This is a genomic window from Bradyrhizobium sp. (genome assembly GCF_016213215.1).
In the GTDB taxonomy this organism is placed as follows: Bacteria; Pseudomonadota; Alphaproteobacteria; order Rhizobiales; family Xanthobacteraceae; genus Bradyrhizobium.
This window is the reverse complement of the sequence record NZ_JACRAW010000147.1, coordinates 1-15,413: the sequence shown is the minus strand read 5'-3', so window position 1 is coordinate 15,413 and position 15,413 is coordinate 1. Positions and strand designations below refer to the sequence as shown.

Genomic DNA, 15,413 nt, shown 5'->3' with positions numbered 1-15,413 from the left:
TAGCTGAACCGAGAAATCAGGACGAATTCGGGACATTCGATGCCAGAAACTCGCCAGAACCCGGCGCCTCCGGACACCGCGGCCAATCCTCTCCTCAAGGCCTGGGTGACGCCGTTCGGGACCCCGCCTTTCGACGAGATCAGGCCGGAACACTTCCTGCCCGGCTTCGAGCAGGCCTTTGCCGACCACACCGCCGAGATCGCCGCGATCACCCACGACCCGGCGGCGCCCGACTTTGCCAACACCATCACGGCGCTGGAACGCTCGGGCAAGCTGCTCACCAAGGTCTCGGCCGTGTTCTACGACCTGGTGTCGGCCCACTCGAATCCGGCCATCCTCGAGATCGACAAGGAGGTCTCCTTGCGGATGGCCCGGCACTGGAATCCGATCATGATGGACGCGGTGCTGTTCGGCCGCATCGCCTTGCTGCACGAGAACCGGGCCTCGCTGAACCTCACCGCTGAGCAGCTCAGGCTGCTGGAGCGCACCTATACCCGCTTCCACCGCGCCGGCGCCGGTCTCTCCGAGGACGCCAAGAAGCGTCTCGCGGAAATCAACGAGCACCTGGCGCAGCTCGGCACCAGCTTCAGCCATCACCTCCTCGGCGACGAGCAGGACTGGTTCCTGGAGCTTGGCGAGGACGACCGGCAGGGCCTCCCCGACAGCTTCGTCGCGGCAGCCAAGGCTGCGGCCGAAGACCGCGGCATGGCCGGCAAGGCCATCGTCACGCTGTCGCGTTCCTCGGTCGAGCCGTTCCTGAAGAGCTCGGCGAGGCGGGACCTGCGCGAGAAGGTCTACAAGGCCTTCATCGCCCGTGGCGGCAACGGCAATGCCAATGACAACAACGAGACCATCGTCGAGATCCTCAAGCTGCGCGAGGAGAGCGCCCGACTGCTCGGATACCCGACCTTCGCCGCGTACCGGCTGGAGGACTCCATGGCCAAGACTCCGGAGGCGGTGCGCAGCCTTCTGGAGCGGGTCTGGAAGCCTGCCCGGGAACGGGCGCTGGCCGACCGCGACGAGATGCAGGCGCTGATCGCGGAGGAAGGCGGCAATTTCCAGCTCGCCGCCTGGGACTGGCGCTACTACGCCGAAAAGCTCCGGCTCAAGCGCGCCAATTTCGACGATGCCGCGATCAAGCCGTACCTGACGCTGGACAGCATGATCGCCGCCGCGTTCGACTGTGCCACCCGCCTTTTCGGCATCACATTCACCGAGCGGACGGACATCCCCGCCTGGCACCCGGACGTCAGGGTCTGGGAGGTCAAGGATGCTGAAGGCCGCCACAAGGCGCTGTTCTATGGCGACTACTTCGCCCGGCCGTCCAAGCGCTCCGGCGCCTGGATGACCTCGTTGCGCGACCAGCAGAAGCTGGACGGCGACGTGGCCCCCCTGATCATCAATGTCTGCAATTTCGCCAAAGGGGCCGACGGCGAGCCTTCGCTGCTTTCGCCGGACGACGCGCGCACTCTGTTCCACGAGTTCGGCCACGCCCTGCACGGCATGCTGTCGAATGTGACCTACCCCTCGCTGTCCGGCACCAGCGTGTTCACCGACTTCGTCGAACTGCCCTCCCAGCTCTACGAGCACTGGCAGGAGCAGCCGCAGGTGCTGCAGCAATTCGCCCGGCACTACCAGAGCGGGGAACCGCTGCCGGACGACCTGCTCCAGCGCTTCCTCGCCGCGCGCAAGTTCAACCAGGGCTTTGCCACCGTCGAATTCGTTTCCTCCGCGCTGATCGATCTCGAATTCCACACCCAGCCGGCCTCCAACAGCCGTGACGTGCGGGCGTTCGAGAAGGCAGAGCTCGAGAAGATCGGCATGCCCGAGGAGATCGCGCTGCGCCACCGGCCGACCCAGTTCGGCCACATCTTCTCCGGCGATCACTATGCCGCCGGCTATTACAGCTACATGTGGTCCGAGGTGATGGATGCGGACGCCTTCGGCGCATTCGAGGAGGCCGGCAACATCTTCGATCCTGCGGTCGCCAGGCGCCTGCATGACGACATCTATTCGTCCGGCGGCTCGCTCGATCCCGAAGCGGCTTATATCGCCTTCCGCGGCCGTCCGCCCGAGCCCGACGCGCTGTTGCGCCGCCGGGGCCTGCTCGATCCCGCAAAGGCGGCCTGAGGTGACCACGATGCGCAGCTCGTTTGCATGCCTGTCGCTGCTGGCGGCGATTTTTCTCGGCGCGCCCGCAGCCGAAGCGCATCCGCACGTCTGGATCACCTCGGTCAGTGAGCTGATCTACGCGCCGGACGGTTCGATCACCGGCGTCCGCCACGCCTGGACCTTCGACGACATGTTCTCGACCTATGCGGTGCAGGGCCTGGACAGCAAGACCAAGGGGACCTTCACCCGTGAGGAGCTCGCGCCCCTCGCCCAAACCAATGTCGAGTCGCTGAAGGAATACGCCTATTTCACCTTCGCCAAGGCGGACGGCAAGAAGGAGAAATTCCAGGAGCCGATCGACTATTACCTCGACTACAAGGATGCGGTCCTGACCCTGCATTTCACGCTGCCGCTGAAACGCGCGGTGAAGCCGAAAGAGCTCATGCTCGAGGTTTACGATCCGTCCTACTTCATCGATTTCAAGTTGGCCGAGAAGGATCCGGTCAAGCTGGTTGGCGCGCCGTCCGAGTGCCAGATGAAGCTGCAGCGGCCGGGCGACGGCATGGCGAGCGCCCAGAAGCTGACCGAGCAGAACTTCCTGGATGGGGAGAATGCGAATTTCGGCATGATGTTCGCCAACAAGATCATGGTGAGCTGCCCGTGAGGCCGACCCTCCGTTCACCCGTGCTGCATGGCCTTGCGATCGCAGGCGCGGCCGTGCTCGTGCTTCTTGCCCTTGATGCGGCGGCGAACCAGCTGTTCGCGCAAAACCCGTTCGGCGCGCCGCGCCCCACCGCCGCGGCCGAGCCCCAGGTCGGCGGCATCGTCGGCTGGCTGCTCGACAAGCAGTCGGAATTCTATCGCGAGATTTCCAAGACCATTCGTGCCGCCAAGTCGGACGGCTCGGCGGTGTGGAGCTTGCTTGCGATCTCCTTTGCGTACGGCATCTTCCATGCCGCAGGTCCCGGTCATGGCAAGGCGGTGATCTCGTCCTATGTCGTCGCCAACCAGGAAACGGCATGGCGGGGCATCGCGCTTTCCTTCGCCTCTGCCTTGATGCAGGCGCTGGTCGCGGTGGCGCTGGTCGGCGTCTGCGCCTGGGTGCTGAACGCCACCGCCAAGACCATGTGCAACGCCGAGAAGACCATCGAGATCGTCAGCTACGGACTGATCGCGGCGTTCGGTGCCCGCCTGGTCTGGTCCAAGGGCGGCGCCTTCATGCGCGCGCTCCAGCCGAATCAGCCGGCGCCGGCGATGGCGCTCGCCGGGCACCACGATCATGATCACGGCCATGTTCATCGCCACGATCATGGGGATGGTCACGTGCATGACGAGCATTGCGGCCACTCCCACGGCCCCGACCCCGGCGAACTGGCCGGACCCGGCGGCTGGCAGCGTGGGCTCGCGGCGATTCTTAGCGTCGGGGTGCGGCCGTGCTCGGGCGCGATCCTGGTCCTGGTCTTCGCACTCGCGCAGGGGCTGTTCTGGGCCGGCATCGCAGCGACCTTGCTGATGGGCCTGGGTACCGCGATCACGGTTGCGGTAATCGCCGTGCTCGCCGTATCGGCCAGGGACGTGGCGCGGCGCCTGAGCGCCAAGGGCGAGGGCGGCGGAACGCTGATTATGCGCGGCATCGAGTTCGGTGCCGCGGGGTTGGTGCTCCTGTTCGGCGTCGGCCTGTTGTTCGGCTACCTCACCGCCGAGCGGGCAACTTGCCTCTAACTCTCCCTGCGATGGCGAGAAGACGTGGCCGGCCTCGCTTTTGCAGCCAGACCTGGTGGTCTATACAGGCGGCCATCGAACGCGAAGGCGATGTCCGGGAGACCATCCAGTGTCACGAGAGCAGTTCTGGTTTTCTCACCCGTTTCGGGTGAGATACTCTGAGATCGATGGTCAGGGCGTTGTGTTCAACGCGCACTATCTGACGTATTTCGATACGACCATCACTGAGTATTTTCGCGCGCTGGGCTATGATCAGTACGGCGACGCCAAGAAGACCGGCGTCGACTTCCACGTGGTCAAATCCGTCATTGAATACAAGGCGCCGATCCTGTTCGACCAGGAGATAGACGTTTGCGCAAGAGTGGCGCGGATTGGAAATTCGAGTCTCGTCTTCGAACTCGGCATCTTCCTGAAGGGGAGCGCTGATGCGCTCGTGACCGGTGAGATTGTTTGGGTGCACACGGACCAAAAGACTCATCGTCCAGTCCCGATACCAAGATCGATCCGGGATCTCATCGCGACCCGGGAACGTCATCTTCTGGCGTGAGCGCCGGCTTGCCTGACGCTTCGCACCTGCAGACATCCCCGGATAACGAAGGCGCGCGAGGTATTGCGGCTTTCTAATCCGGCGCGGCGGTTGCGGCCATGCTGCGCGCCATGTTCCGGGTAGTTTCCGCAACGTGCTGGCCGGGGTGAGGCCGAAAGGCGCGCCCGAGCGCCATCAGCGGGAAATAATGCCGATAGAGCTCGTAGCGCAGCATGAAGGCGCGCGAGAGCTCTGGGCCCTGCATCAGGCGCTGGGACAGCAGCGGATCGTCGATCTTGATGGTTTGGCCGACGCCGTAACCGGGAAAGCCGGTCCCGGTGAATTCCCGCTCGATCCAGGTGCCACCGGACTGTCGTTCGATCAGGAAGAGGCAGCCGCGTTCGATGGCTTCGCGATCCTGGCTCCTATTGGCGGCGAGAAGGGCCATGAGCGCCCAGGCGGTCTGCGACGCGGTCGCGTTGCCCCGGCCAGCCATGCCGGCATCCATGTAGGAGGCGCAGCTTTCGCCCCAGCCGCCGTTCTCCTGCTGGCGCGCAATCAGCCAGTCGCACGCACGCCCGATATAGGGCTGGCTCATGTCTTCGCCGATGGCCGCCAAGGCCGGCAGCACCGCGGCCGTGCCGTAAACGTAATTGACGCCCCAGCGGCCGAACCAGGGCCCATCCTTTTCCTGCTCGCGCCTGATGTAGTCCAGTGCGCGCACCATGGCGGGGTGATTGCGCGAGATACCGAGTTTGCCGAAGGCTTCGATGACATGAGCCGTCACATCCACCGATGGCGGATCGAGCGCCTCGCCGTAATCGCAGAACGGGATCTTGGTCAGGATCTTCTTGTCGTTGTCCTTGTCGAAGGCGCCCCAGCCGCCGCTCCGGCTCTGCATGCCGATCAGCCAGTCGACGCCGAGCTGGATGGCCTCCTCGATGCCCTTGGCCTGCCATTTCGGATCGTGCCGGAATGGTACCAAAGCGATCAGGGCGACCGCGGTGTCGTCCGTGTCGGGGTAGAACACATTGGCGTATTCGAATGCCCAGCCGCCTGGCTTGACGTGGGGCAGTTTCACCGACCAGTCGCCGGGCAGGCGGACCTGACGGTCCAACAGCCATTGAGCAGCCTTCTCCACCGGCTCCGGATAATCACCGAGCACGCCGGCGTCATCGAAGGCGAGCAGCGTCAGCATGGTGTCCCATACCGGGCTGTTGGTGGCCTGGATGAAGGTTGCGTCGCCGATGTCGACGCGCCAGCCAGGATCGTTGAGCGCGTCGAGCCCCTTGGCCATGACGGGATGGTTCATGGCGTAGCCCTCGACATGCAGCGCCATCAGCCCGTAGACCCAGGGCGGCTGGATGCCGCCCCAGGCGCCGTCGGCATCCTGGTGCTTGATCATCCACTCCAGCACGTGACGGATCGCCGCTCCGCGCCACAGGCCGAAACGGAGCTTGCCGCCGAGGTTCTGCAGCGCATGCAGCACCTTGTCGGTCTGGCGGAAGAACCTGTCCCAAGCTCCCGCGCCGGACTTGATCGGCAGCTCGTAGTCGAACTTGTCGCGGCCACCGGGAAAGAGCGCATCCAGCCTTCTCTCCGGCGGCAGCGGACGGCTCGGCCGCCGGGCCGACAGCACGGCGATCGGCATCAGCGTCGCGCGCGCCCATTGCGCGAAGTTGTAGATCGAGAACGGGAACCATAGCGGAAGCCAGATCACTTCCGGCGGAAGGTTCGGGGTCTTCTCCCACGGCCACTCGCCGAGCAGCGCGAGCCAGTAGCGCGTGAAGACGCGCACGTTGCGCAAGCCGCCTTTGGAGGCAATCCAGCTCAGGGCTCGCGCGAGCGCCGGTTCGTCGTCGCGATGGCCGAGCGAACGCAGTGCCGCGTAGGCCTCGACGGTGGCATTGATGTCGCCGTTCGGTGCGCCGTAAAAGACCTGCCAGGCGCCGTCGGGCCGCTGGGTATCCAGCAGCGATTGTCCGAGCCGCACGCGCAAAGGATGGTTCTCGAGGCCCATGAACCACAGCGCCAGGCACCATTGCGCCTCGATGCACGCGTTGCTCTCGGCGCGTCCCACCCAGTGGCCGTCCGGCTTCTGCTGCGCGATCAGCCAGTCCGAAGCGGCACGGATGGTGGACTGCATGGCCGTGCGGAAATTGTCCGGATCGGTCGTCTTGATGTCTGGCATCGCTGCGTAGGTCCTACCCTTCCGGGCGCTATCCCGGATCGAAGCTGCTCGTGTCGGACAGGTCGACACCCCCGCCCTATAGATAATTTTTCCGGTCAGGCCAATTCAGATCGGCAGGAGGCGCCGGATCGCCGGCAGGAAGAAAATCGCGGCGTTGATCGCAAAAGCGGTGGTCCAGAGGATCGAGCGCAGCGTCGGCCGGTCGCCGACATAGGTGAGGACGTAGGCGATGCGGACTATGACGAACAGCACAGACAGTTCATCAACGAGATTCTGCTGCGCGCCGCGAAATTCGGCCAGGAGGACCGCGAAGGCGAAGAACGGAAACGCCTCCAGGCCATTCTGATGCGCGCCCAGCGCGCGCTGACCGATCGGATCGCTGTAGAAGGAGGGGTCGCGCGGCCTGGAATTGTCGAAGCTGCGAAAGCGGGCCCATTTGACCGATGCGATCGTCCCGAGCGCAAGCAGCAGCGCTGCAAAAACGCACCATTCCGCGAGCGTCATGGTTCCTCCGCCGCACCCTGCGAATGAAGTCTGAACCTTTCGGATGCCTGTTCCGTATTTATCAGGACAGGCCTGTCCCCTCTGGGACAGTAGCGAAACCGTGCTTATCTTGACAAGCACAGCCCAACGCGCGAAGGCACCGCCGATATGACAGCCGTCATTCCCATCGAGCAGGCGAAAGTTAGGGCAGGACCCGGCCTGCAACGCGCCGGCGTGCTCCTGATCAATCTTGGCACGCCCGATACCGCCGATGCGGACGGCGTGCGCGTCTATCTGAAGGAATTTCTGTCCGATCCCAGGGTGATCGAGGACCAGGGCCTGGTCTGGCAATTCGTGCTCAACGGCATCATCTTGCGCAGGCGTCCGCGCGTGAAGGCGCTCGATTACCAGAAGATCTGGAATACCGAGAAGAACGAATCGCCGCTCAAGACGATCACGCGTTCGCAGAGCGAGAAGCTGGCTGCAGCGCTCGCCGGGCGGGGCGATGTCGTCGTCGACTGGGCGATGCGCTACGGCAATCCGTCGATCCGCTCGCGCATCGAGGCGCTCACAGCCAAGGGCTGCGACCGCATCCTCGCCGTGCCGCTCTATCCGCAATATTCGGCGCCGACCTCGGCGACGGTGTGCGACGAAGTCTTTCGCGTGCTGGCGAGCCTGCGTGCCCAGCCCACATTGCGGGTGACGCCGCCCTACTATGACGATCCGGCCTATATCGAGGCGCTCGCTGTCTCCATCGATGCGCATCTTTCGACGCTGTCGTTCAAGCCGGAATTGATCGTCGCCTCGTTCCACGGCATGCCGAAGGCCTATGTCGACAAGGGCGATCCGTACGAGCAGCAATGCGTCGTCACCACCGAGGCGCTGCGCAGGCGGCTGGGGCTGGATGCGTCAAAACTCCTGCTCACCTTCCAGTCCCGTTTCGGCAAGGCCGAATGGCTGCAGCCCTATACCGACGAGACCATGAAGCGGCTGGCAAGAGAAGGCATGCGCCGCATTGCGGTGGTGACGCCGGGTTTTTCCGCCGATTGCCTGGAGACCCTGGAAGAGATCGCGCAGGAGAACGCCGAGATCTTCAAGCACAATGGCGGCGAGGCGTTCACCGCGATCCCCTGCCTCAACGACAGCGAGCCGGGTATGGACGTGATCCGGACGCTGGTCGAGCGCGAGCTGCAGGGCTGGATTTAACTCTGTCGCGGCGCATCAGGCGCCATCCTGATTTCCGGCACGTTGGTTAACGTTTCTCCTCCCTACATCCTGCCGAGCGGTCGCTGCATCCCGATGTGGAGCGCGCCGCTGAACGGGCAGGCAACCTTGCCGACAAAATGGTAAAGTGCAGGAAGTGCCTTTCCTGCCTTGGAGGACTTATGAGCGGCTTTGATATTTTCGCGATTGCACTGGTATTGCTTGTCATTGTCACGTTGCTGGCCGGCGTGAAGACGGTGCCGCAGGGCTACGACTGGACCATCGAGCGGTTCGGCAAATACACCCACACCATGAGGCCGGGGCTCAACCTCATCGTGCCCTATTTCGACCGCGTCGGGCGCAAGATAAACGTGATGGAGCAGGTGATCGCGATTCCCGAGCAGGAAGTGATCACCCGCGACAACGCCACCGTCACGGTCGACGGCGTTGCCTTCTACCAGGTGTTCGATGCCGCGAAGGCGAGTTACGAGGTCGCCGACCTCAACCAGGCGATCACCGTCTTGACCATGACCAACATCCGCTCGGTGATGGGCTCGATGGATCTCGACCAGATCCTGTCGCATCGCGACGAGATCAACGAGCGCCTGTTGCGCGTGGTCGATGCCGCGGTGTCGCCGTGGGGCGTCAAGGTCAACCGCATCGAGATCAAGGACATCGTGCCGCCGGCCGACCTGGTCGAGGCGATGGGCCGCCAGATGAAAGCCGAGCGCGTCAAGCGCGCCGATATTCTCCAGGCCGAAGGCCAGCGCCAGTCCGAAATCCTGCGCGCCGAGGGTGCCAAGCAGGGCCAGATCCTCCAGGCGGAGGGCCGCCGGGAGGCCGCCTTCCGCGACGCCGAGGCGCGCGAGCGCCTCGCGGAGGCCGAGGCCAAGGCGACGCAGATGGTCAGCGAAGCCATCGCCAAGGGCGACGTGGCCTCGCTGAACTATTTCATCGCCGACAAGTATATCAAGGCGTTCGGCCAGTTCGCCGAGGCGCCGAACCAGAAGATCATCATGCTGCCGATCGAAGCGGTGAGCATGCTGGGCTCGCTGGCCGGCATCGGCGAGATCGCGAAAGCGACCTTCGGCGAAAGCGCGACGTCCACCTCCGCCGCGGCCCGCCGCGGCTCGGTCCCGTCGACCGGTGCCACGCCGCCGTCGGTGCCGCAGCAATCGTGAGCAGGGGAGGCGCGCTGCGCCGCTGTTCCGTTACCATCGTTACGCAAGAGGTCGTGTCATGACCGATATGTTCGCCACGCTCGGCACCTGGAATTGGCTGATCTTCGGCTTCGTCCTGATGGGGCTGGAATTGCTGGCGCCGGGCATTTTCCTGTTCTGGCTCGGCCTTGCCGCGCTGCTGGTGGGACTGGTGTCGTTCGCCTTTCAGCCGTCCTGGCAGGCGCAGCTTCTGATGTTTGCCATCTTCGCTGTGGCTGCCGTGCCGGCCTGGCGCCGCCTGGCGCGCGCTCAGCCCGCCGCAGACGACAGTCCCTTCCTCAACAAGCGCGCCGAGGCGCTGGTCGGCCGCGTCTTCACGCTGGAAAAGCCGATCGTCGACGGCACGGGAACGGTGCGGATCGACGACACGATCTGGCGCGTCGCCGGTCCCGATACGCCCGCCGGGACCAAGGTGAAGGTGGTGCATGTCGACGGCGCCAACCTGACCGTGGCGGCGGCGTAGCGCTGCCCGATCCGTCGTTGCGAGGAGCGGCAGCGACGAAGCAATCCGATCTGTCGCTGCTAAGGGATTGCTTCGCGGAGCCTGTCATCGGCCGGCGCTACGCGCCGACCGTTGGCCCGCAATCACGATGTTCAGGCGGAGTTGGTGCCACTTCAGGAGTTCATCTTGCTCCACCGCTCGGCGAAGCGATGCAGCGGCAGGAAAGTCTCCTTTAGCTCCCTTCCGAGCGGCGTCAGCCCATAGCCGGCTTCGCCGAGTTCCACGAAGCCCGCCTCGCGCAATTCGGTGAGCCTCGCCTGCACCACGGTCGGCGAGGCGTCGTCGCACGCCGTGCGCAGCGCGCGCGAGGTCAGGGGCTGTTCGCGCAGCTCCCACAGGATGCGCAGGGTCCAGCGCCGGCCCAATAGATCCAGCAGCGCCATGACAGGCCGGCCGGAGCGCGAGCCGCGCACGGCGCGCTTTGTGGACAGGGAAGCCTGTTTCGCCATCGGGAGCCTCTTGCGGCGCGCTACGGATATTGTAGCATAATGCTACTATTATTGTAGCACACAGGAGTCCGCCATGTCACGCCTCCCGCCGCTGGAGCCGCCCTATGCGCCTGAGATCAAGGCCCATTTCGATCGCATCATGCGCGGTGCGCCGCCGCTGGTCCTGTTCCGCGTGCTGGCCGCCCATCCGCGCGCCTGGGAAAAGTTCCGCGGCGGCAGCCTGCTGGATCGCGGCCCGCTGTCCCTGCGCGAGCGCGAGATCGTGATCGACCGAACCTGTGCGCTCAACAAATGCGAGTATGAGTGGGGCGTGCATGTCGCGACCTTCGCAGCGCCTGCGCGTCTGTCGGACGAAGAGGTTCGCGCCACCGTGCTTGGCGATGCGGCGTCGCCGTGCTGGTTGCCGGCCGAGCAGGCGCTGATCGCCGCCGTCGATGCGCTGCATCACCGTGCAACGCTGAGCGACGAGGAGTTCGCCGCGCTATCGGTGCATTATGACGACGCGAAGATCTTGGAGATGATGTTGTTGTGCGGCTTCTACCGCACCGTATCGTATCTCGCGAACGGGCTGGCGCTGCCGCTGGAGGAGAACGCGGCACGGTTTCCGCGCTGAACTCCCTCTCCCCGCAAGCGGGGCGAGGTAAAGGAGGCTACGCCACCCCGGCGCGCAGCAGGTCGTGCAGATGCACGATGCCGACCGGTTTGTTGGCTTCGCTGACGATCAGCGTGGTGATCTTGGAGGAGTTCAGCGTCTCCAGTATCTCGGTGGCGAGCATGCTCGGCGGCACGGTCTTCGGGCGCTTGGTCATGACGTCGTCGACCAGGGCGGCCAGAAGGTCGGGGCGCATGTGACGGCGCAAATCTCCGTCGGTGATGATGCCGGCGATCTCGCCCGAACCGTTCACGATGCACACGCAACCGAGGCCCTTGGCGGACATCTCGACGAGGGCATCGGACATGGAAGTGCCGACCGACTTGATCGGGATCGACTCGCCCGTGCGCATGTAGTCGCGCACGAATTTAAGCATCGCTCCCAGCTTGCCGCCGGGATGGAAGTTGGCGAACTCGAGCGCGGTGAAGCCGCGGCCTTCGAGCAGCGCGATCGCGATGGCGTCGCCGATCGCCGACTGCATCAGCGTCGAGGTGGTCGGCGCGAGATTGTGCGGGCAGGCCTCGCGCGCCTTGGGCAGCTCGAGCACGATGCGGGCGGCCTGGCCGAGCGAGGATTCGGCATTCGCCGTCACCGCGACCATGGGAATGGCAAAGCGCGCCGAGTAGTTGACGAGGTTCTTCATCTCCGGCTGCTCGCCGGACCATGACAGCGCGATGATGACGTCGTCCGGCGTGATCATGCCGAGGTCGCCGTGGCTGGCCTCGGAGGCGTGTACGAAGAAGGCCGGCGTGCCGGTCGAAGCCAGCGTTGCCGCGATCTTGCGCGCGACGTGCCCCGACTTGCCCAGACCGGTGACGATGACCCGGCCCTTTGCCTTGCGGATGAGCTCGATCGCCGCGGCGAACGGGGTGCCCAACGGTCCCTGCAATGCTGCCGCCAGCGCGCTGATGCCGCTGCGCTCGGTTTCCAGCGTGCGCAGGGCCGATTGAACGTCGGCTTGTGCGGGGTCCGATGAGTTGGCCATCCGCGGTTTCGAGCTTGGCATGTTGATTTCCAGGGAAGGGGCAGTCGGCGGTGCCGACGGCATGTCCATAGCACGCCGCGGGCGTGGAGGCGACGCAGAGCCAAAGTTCCTCAACAGGGCCCTCAACGCCTCATTAACCATAATTGTTTTAACTCTATTAACGACGGCTCCTGGCGGTAGCGGGAGCTTGTCGTTGAAGTATATGATTTTGTTGAGGTATTTCCGTCGTGGGGTTGGGTCCAGCGAAGGGCCGAAACAGGCGCGCAACGCTTGTGCGCGCTGCCTTGCCATGCCTTGCGCTGATCGCCTCGACCGATGCTCCCGTGCGCGCCCAGGGCCTGACGCCGGACCTCTTCAACCCGAACCGCGACGGCTTCGTCTCACCGCGGGACCTGCCGACACGGCGCACCGCGGAGAGCGATGCGGTGCTCGATCCCAGCGCCGATCCGAAGCTGCAGCGGAAGGCGCCGGCGCCCTCGCGTATCGGCCAGATCCCGACCTATGGCCTGCCACCCGCGGCTGGAGCTGCTTCCACCGGCTACGATTCGCTCAATCGCAAACGCAGGCAGCCGATCTATTATCCGGGGCAGGCGAAGCCGAAGCGGCCTCCCGGTCCCGGCACGCCGGCGCCCGCGACGACCCCGGCCGGCACCTCGGGGCGGGTTCGCATCGCGGTCCCGCCGTCGGAGACCGCGCACAGGCAGCCGATCGCGCCGGCAATGGCCGGCAATGTGCCGGGCCAGCCGCAGCGGCGGCGCCTGAAAGTCGATGACGATCCGTTCGGCGCGGTCGGCGACTATGCCGGCAGCTTCCTGATCAAGGGCGCGGTCGAGCTGTCCGGCGGCTATGACAGCAATCCGGCACGCTTCAACACGCCGAAGGGCTCGCCGCTCTACGTGATCGCGCCGGAATTCCTGGCCGTCTCCGACTGGCAGCGTCACGCGCTGGTCGCCGACCTGCGCGGCTCCTTCACCGGCTATGGCAACGAGATGCCCGCGTCGATCAACGGCGCGCCGTCGTCGGCGCCGATCAATATCGACCGTCCGGATTTCACCGGCCACGTCGACGGCCGGCTCGACGCCACCAACGATCTGCGCATCGGCTCGCAGCTGCGCCTGCGCATCGCCACCGACAATCCCGGCAGCCCGAACATCCAGGCGGGGCTCGCCGAATACCCGGTCTATGCCACGTTCGGCGGCACGGTCGGCATCGACCAGACTTTGAATCGGCTGCAAGTGTCCGCCGGCGCCACCGTCGACAGCACCGCGTACACCGAATCCAGGCTCACGGACGGCACGACCTCGAGCAACGACGACCGCGATTACAACCAGTATGGCGGGGTCGGGCGCGTCTCCTACGAGCTCAAGCCCGGGTTGAAGCCGTTCGCGGAAGTGCAGGGCGACAGCCGCGTGCACGATGTGCCTCTTGACCGCAACGGCTACCGGCGCGATTCATCCGGCGGCTACGCCAAGGTCGGCAGCTCCTTCGAGTTCACGCGCCTGCTCACCGGCGAAATCTCGATCGGCTATACGGCGCGCAATTATGTCGATCCGCGCCTCGACCAGTTGTCGGGTCTTCTGGTCTCGTCCTCGCTGGTCTGGACCGTCTCGGGGCTGACCACCGCGAAATTCTATTCAGACACCCAGATCAACGAGACCACGCTGGCCGGCTCGCCGGGCATCCTGGTGCACACCTACACGGTCGAGGTCGATCACGACTTCCGCCGCTGGCTCACCGGCATCGGCAAGTTCACCTACGGCACCTACGACTACCAGGACTATCCGCGCAACGATAAGTCCTACTCGATCGAGGGCGACGTCATCTACAAGCTCAACCGAAATCTCTGGGTCAAAGGCATGCTCCGCCGCGATGTCCTCAATTCCAGCGCGCCGGGATCGAGCTCGGCGGCGACGGTGGTGATGCTGGGGGTGAGGCTGCAGAATTGAGGGGCGAGGTCGCGCTCGGCTGCTGCCCCTCGATCATTCGTCATGCCCCGCGCAGGCGGGCATCCGCCACGCCGATCGCATCGCAAGCGCTGTTCCCCGAATACTCGGTCACCCGCCTTCGCGGATGACGACGGAGCGCTCGGGCTGATTGCCGGGCTTGAGCCCGCTCACCGCGGCAAATCCGACTTCCCCATCAGGAACAGGTCGACGGCGCGGGCGCAGAGGCGGCCTTCGCGGATGGCCCAGACGACCAGGGACTGGCCACGGCGCATGTCACCGGCGGAGAACACCTTCGGCAGCGAGGTCTGGTAGTCGCTCGTGTTGGCGCGCACGTTGCCGCGCGGGTCGAGGTCGACGCCGAGCTGCTTCAACAGGCCCTCGTGCACGGGGTGCACGAAACCCATCGCCAGCAGCACGAGCTGGGCGTCGAGCACGAACTCGGTGCCGGGGAGCGGCTTGAACTTGTCGTCGACGCGCACGCCGTGGAGCTTTTCGACCTTGCCGTTCGCGCCTTCGAACTTCTGGGTCAGCACCGCGTATTCGCGCGCCGCGCCTTCGGCCTGGCTCGAGGAGGTGCGCATCTTCATCGGCCAGTTCGGCCAGGTCAGGCCCTTGTTTTCGCGCTCGGGCGGCGCCGTCATGATTTCGAGCTGGGTCACCGACTTGGCGCCCTGGCGCAGCGAGGTGCCGATGCAGTCCGAGCCGGTATCGCCGCCGCCGATCACGACCACATGCTTGCCGTCGGCGAGGATGTCGGCGCCCTTGACGGGCTCGCTGGAGACGCGGCGGTTCTGCTGCGGCAGGAAGTCCATCGCAAAATGGATGCCGTCGAGCTCGCGTCCGGGAACCGGCAGGTCGCGCGGCGCCTCGGCGCCGCCCGTGAGGGCCACCGCATCATGCTGCCGGAGCAGCTCGCGCGGATCGGTTCCGCCCGCCGCGCCGACATGGCTGTTGTAGTGGAAGGTGACGCCTTCCGCTTCCATCTGCGCGACGCGGCGATCGATATAGTGCTTCTCCATCTTGAAGTCGGGGATGCCGTAGCGCAGCAGCCCGCCGGCCCTGGCGTGCTTCTCGTACACGTGCACCTCGTGGCCGGACCGCGTCAGCGAGGAGGACAACAGATTGAGGTACCGCTCGGCCCCGCCGAACGGGTTGTATTTCTTTCTGATAATGGCGATCTTCACGTGGCCGCCGTTGACGCGGTCGCTTGCGACATCCGCCGGTTGCGTTTGAGGCGCGCGTCGTGCCGGCTGATGCGCGCGGTCTTGCGTACGATCGCCCCGATGAGCGGGAGGTGCTCGCGCAGGGAGCCCGGATCACCGATGTACGCCTTCAGAAAGCGCGCGCGATCACCCGTGGTGATCGCCTCGGGCGTCGCGGAATAGTTCAGCGCCGCCAGATCTTTAATGATCCACCGCCGCC

At 65.1% G+C, this 15,413-nt stretch carries 14 protein-coding genes and 1 pseudogene; 9 read left to right on the top strand and 6 right to left on the bottom strand.

What is annotated here, in order from left to right; all coding sequences use genetic code 11:
- The first annotated feature begins 39 nt into the window (after window positions 1-39).
- From HY852_RS23920 to HY852_RS23905, 4 genes are all read left to right on the top strand, one after another.
- Window positions 40-2,130 carry a M3 family metallopeptidase gene (locus tag HY852_RS23920; protein WP_291607369.1) on the top strand — a complete coding sequence of 697 codons (2,091 nt, stop codon included), beginning with the start codon at window positions 40-42 and terminating at the stop codon, window positions 2,128-2,130.
- Between the two features lie 10 nt (window positions 2,131-2,140).
- Window positions 2,141-2,776, top strand: coding sequence for a DUF1007 family protein (locus HY852_RS23915; RefSeq protein ID WP_291607368.1), 636 nt, complete (start codon window positions 2,141-2,143; stop codon window positions 2,774-2,776).
- Complete coding sequence (locus HY852_RS23910) at window positions 2,767-3,834, top strand: nickel/cobalt transporter (RefSeq protein ID WP_291607396.1); 1,068 nt, start codon at window positions 2,767-2,769, stop codon at window positions 3,832-3,834. The genes HY852_RS23915 and HY852_RS23910 overlap by 10 nt, the downstream gene beginning before the upstream one ends.
- Window positions 3,835-3,943: 109 nt before the next feature.
- The gene (locus HY852_RS23905) at window positions 3,944-4,381 is read left to right on the top strand and encodes a thioesterase family protein (RefSeq protein WP_291607367.1); all 438 of its coding nucleotides are present in this window, start codon (window positions 3,944-3,946) and stop codon (window positions 4,379-4,381) included.
- A 73-nt stretch (window positions 4,382-4,454) separates the two neighbouring features.
- Here HY852_RS23905 and shc read toward each other — a convergent pair whose 3' ends face one another.
- Window positions 4,455-6,551, bottom strand: a complete 2,097-nt coding sequence (shc, locus tag HY852_RS23900) for a squalene--hopene cyclase (RefSeq protein WP_291607366.1) — start codon at window positions 6,549-6,551, stop codon at window positions 4,455-4,457.
- A gap of 105 nt (window positions 6,552-6,656) precedes the next feature.
- Window positions 6,657-7,055, bottom strand: a complete 399-nt coding sequence (locus HY852_RS23895) for an MAPEG family protein (RefSeq protein WP_291607365.1) — start codon at window positions 7,053-7,055, stop codon at window positions 6,657-6,659.
- Window positions 7,056-7,202: 147 nt separating this feature from the next.
- Here HY852_RS23895 and hemH point away from each other — a divergent pair, with 147 nt between their 5' ends.
- The 3 genes from hemH to HY852_RS23880 all read left to right on the top strand — a co-directional run bounded on the left by hemH (window position 7,203) and on the right by HY852_RS23880 (window position 9,920).
- The gene (hemH, locus tag HY852_RS23890; RefSeq protein WP_291607364.1) at window positions 7,203-8,240 is read left to right on the top strand and encodes a ferrochelatase; all 1,038 of its coding nucleotides are present in this window, start codon (window positions 7,203-7,205) and stop codon (window positions 8,238-8,240) included.
- Window positions 8,241-8,419: 179 nt separating this feature from the next.
- Window positions 8,420-9,418 (top strand): SPFH domain-containing protein, encoded by a 999-nt coding sequence (locus HY852_RS23885; RefSeq protein WP_291607363.1) that lies wholly within the window; start codon window positions 8,420-8,422, stop codon window positions 9,416-9,418.
- A gap of 58 nt (window positions 9,419-9,476) precedes the next feature.
- Entirely contained in the window at window positions 9,477-9,920 is a 444-nt protein-coding gene (locus HY852_RS23880; RefSeq protein ID WP_291607362.1) for an NfeD family protein, read from the top strand.
- Window positions 9,921-10,072: 152 nt separating this feature from the next.
- On the opposite strand, the gene HY852_RS23875 is transcribed toward HY852_RS23880, so the two are convergent.
- The gene (locus tag HY852_RS23875) at window positions 10,073-10,408 is read right to left on the bottom strand and encodes a helix-turn-helix domain-containing protein (RefSeq protein WP_291607361.1); all 336 of its coding nucleotides are present in this window, start codon (window positions 10,406-10,408) and stop codon (window positions 10,073-10,075) included.
- Window positions 10,409-10,481: 73 nt separating this feature from the next.
- On the opposite strand from HY852_RS23875, the gene HY852_RS23870 reads away from it, so the two are divergent.
- The gene (locus HY852_RS23870; RefSeq protein WP_291607360.1) at window positions 10,482-11,021 is read left to right on the top strand and encodes a carboxymuconolactone decarboxylase family protein; all 540 of its coding nucleotides are present in this window, start codon (window positions 10,482-10,484) and stop codon (window positions 11,019-11,021) included.
- Between the two features lie 37 nt (window positions 11,022-11,058).
- Here the strand turns inward: HY852_RS23870 and HY852_RS23865 are convergent, their stop codons facing one another.
- Window positions 11,059-12,066: a KpsF/GutQ family sugar-phosphate isomerase gene (locus HY852_RS23865; RefSeq protein WP_291607359.1), complete on the bottom strand. Its 1,008-nt coding sequence runs from the start codon at window positions 12,064-12,066 to the stop codon at window positions 11,059-11,061.
- 251 nt (window positions 12,067-12,317) lie between these two features.
- On the opposite strand from HY852_RS23865, the gene HY852_RS23860 reads away from it, so the two are divergent.
- Entirely contained in the window at window positions 12,318-13,991 is a 1,674-nt protein-coding gene (locus HY852_RS23860; protein ID WP_291607358.1) for an outer membrane beta-barrel protein, read from the top strand.
- A gap of 167 nt (window positions 13,992-14,158) precedes the next feature.
- On the opposite strand, the pseudogene HY852_RS23855 reads toward HY852_RS23860, so the two are convergent.
- Together HY852_RS23855 and HY852_RS23850 are read right to left on the bottom strand one after the other, a co-directional pair.
- Window positions 14,159-15,091 (bottom strand): annotated as a pseudogene (locus HY852_RS23855) (glutamate synthase subunit beta); the annotation flags it as partial.
- Window positions 15,092-15,171: 80 nt separating this feature from the next.
- Window positions 15,172-15,413: hypothetical protein (locus HY852_RS23850; RefSeq protein WP_291607357.1), on the bottom strand; the 242-nt coding region annotated here is incomplete at its 5' end.

Coding starts and splice junctions, on each gene's coding strand:
- HY852_RS23920 (WP_291607369.1), top strand. CDS start 40: ATGCCAGAAACTCGCCAGAACCCGGCGCCTCCGGACACCGCGGCCAAT.
- HY852_RS23915 (WP_291607368.1), top strand. CDS start 2,141: ATGCGCAGCTCGTTTGCATGCCTGTCGCTGCTGGCGGCGATTTTTCTC.
- shc (WP_291607366.1), bottom strand. CDS start 6,551: ATGCCAGACATCAAGACGACCGATCCGGACAATTTCCGCACGGCCATG.
- HY852_RS23895 (WP_291607365.1), bottom strand. CDS start 7,055: ATGACGCTCGCGGAATGGTGCGTTTTTGCAGCGCTGCTGCTTGCGCTC.
- hemH (WP_291607364.1), top strand. CDS start 7,203: ATGACAGCCGTCATTCCCATCGAGCAGGCGAAAGTTAGGGCAGGACCC.
- HY852_RS23885 (WP_291607363.1), top strand. CDS start 8,420: ATGAGCGGCTTTGATATTTTCGCGATTGCACTGGTATTGCTTGTCATT.
- HY852_RS23880 (WP_291607362.1), top strand. CDS start 9,477: ATGACCGATATGTTCGCCACGCTCGGCACCTGGAATTGGCTGATCTTC.
- HY852_RS23875 (WP_291607361.1), bottom strand. CDS start 10,408: ATGGCGAAACAGGCTTCCCTGTCCACAAAGCGCGCCGTGCGCGGCTCG.
- HY852_RS23870 (WP_291607360.1), top strand. CDS start 10,482: ATGTCACGCCTCCCGCCGCTGGAGCCGCCCTATGCGCCTGAGATCAAG.
- HY852_RS23865 (WP_291607359.1), bottom strand. CDS start 12,066: ATGCCAAGCTCGAAACCGCGGATGGCCAACTCATCGGACCCCGCACAA.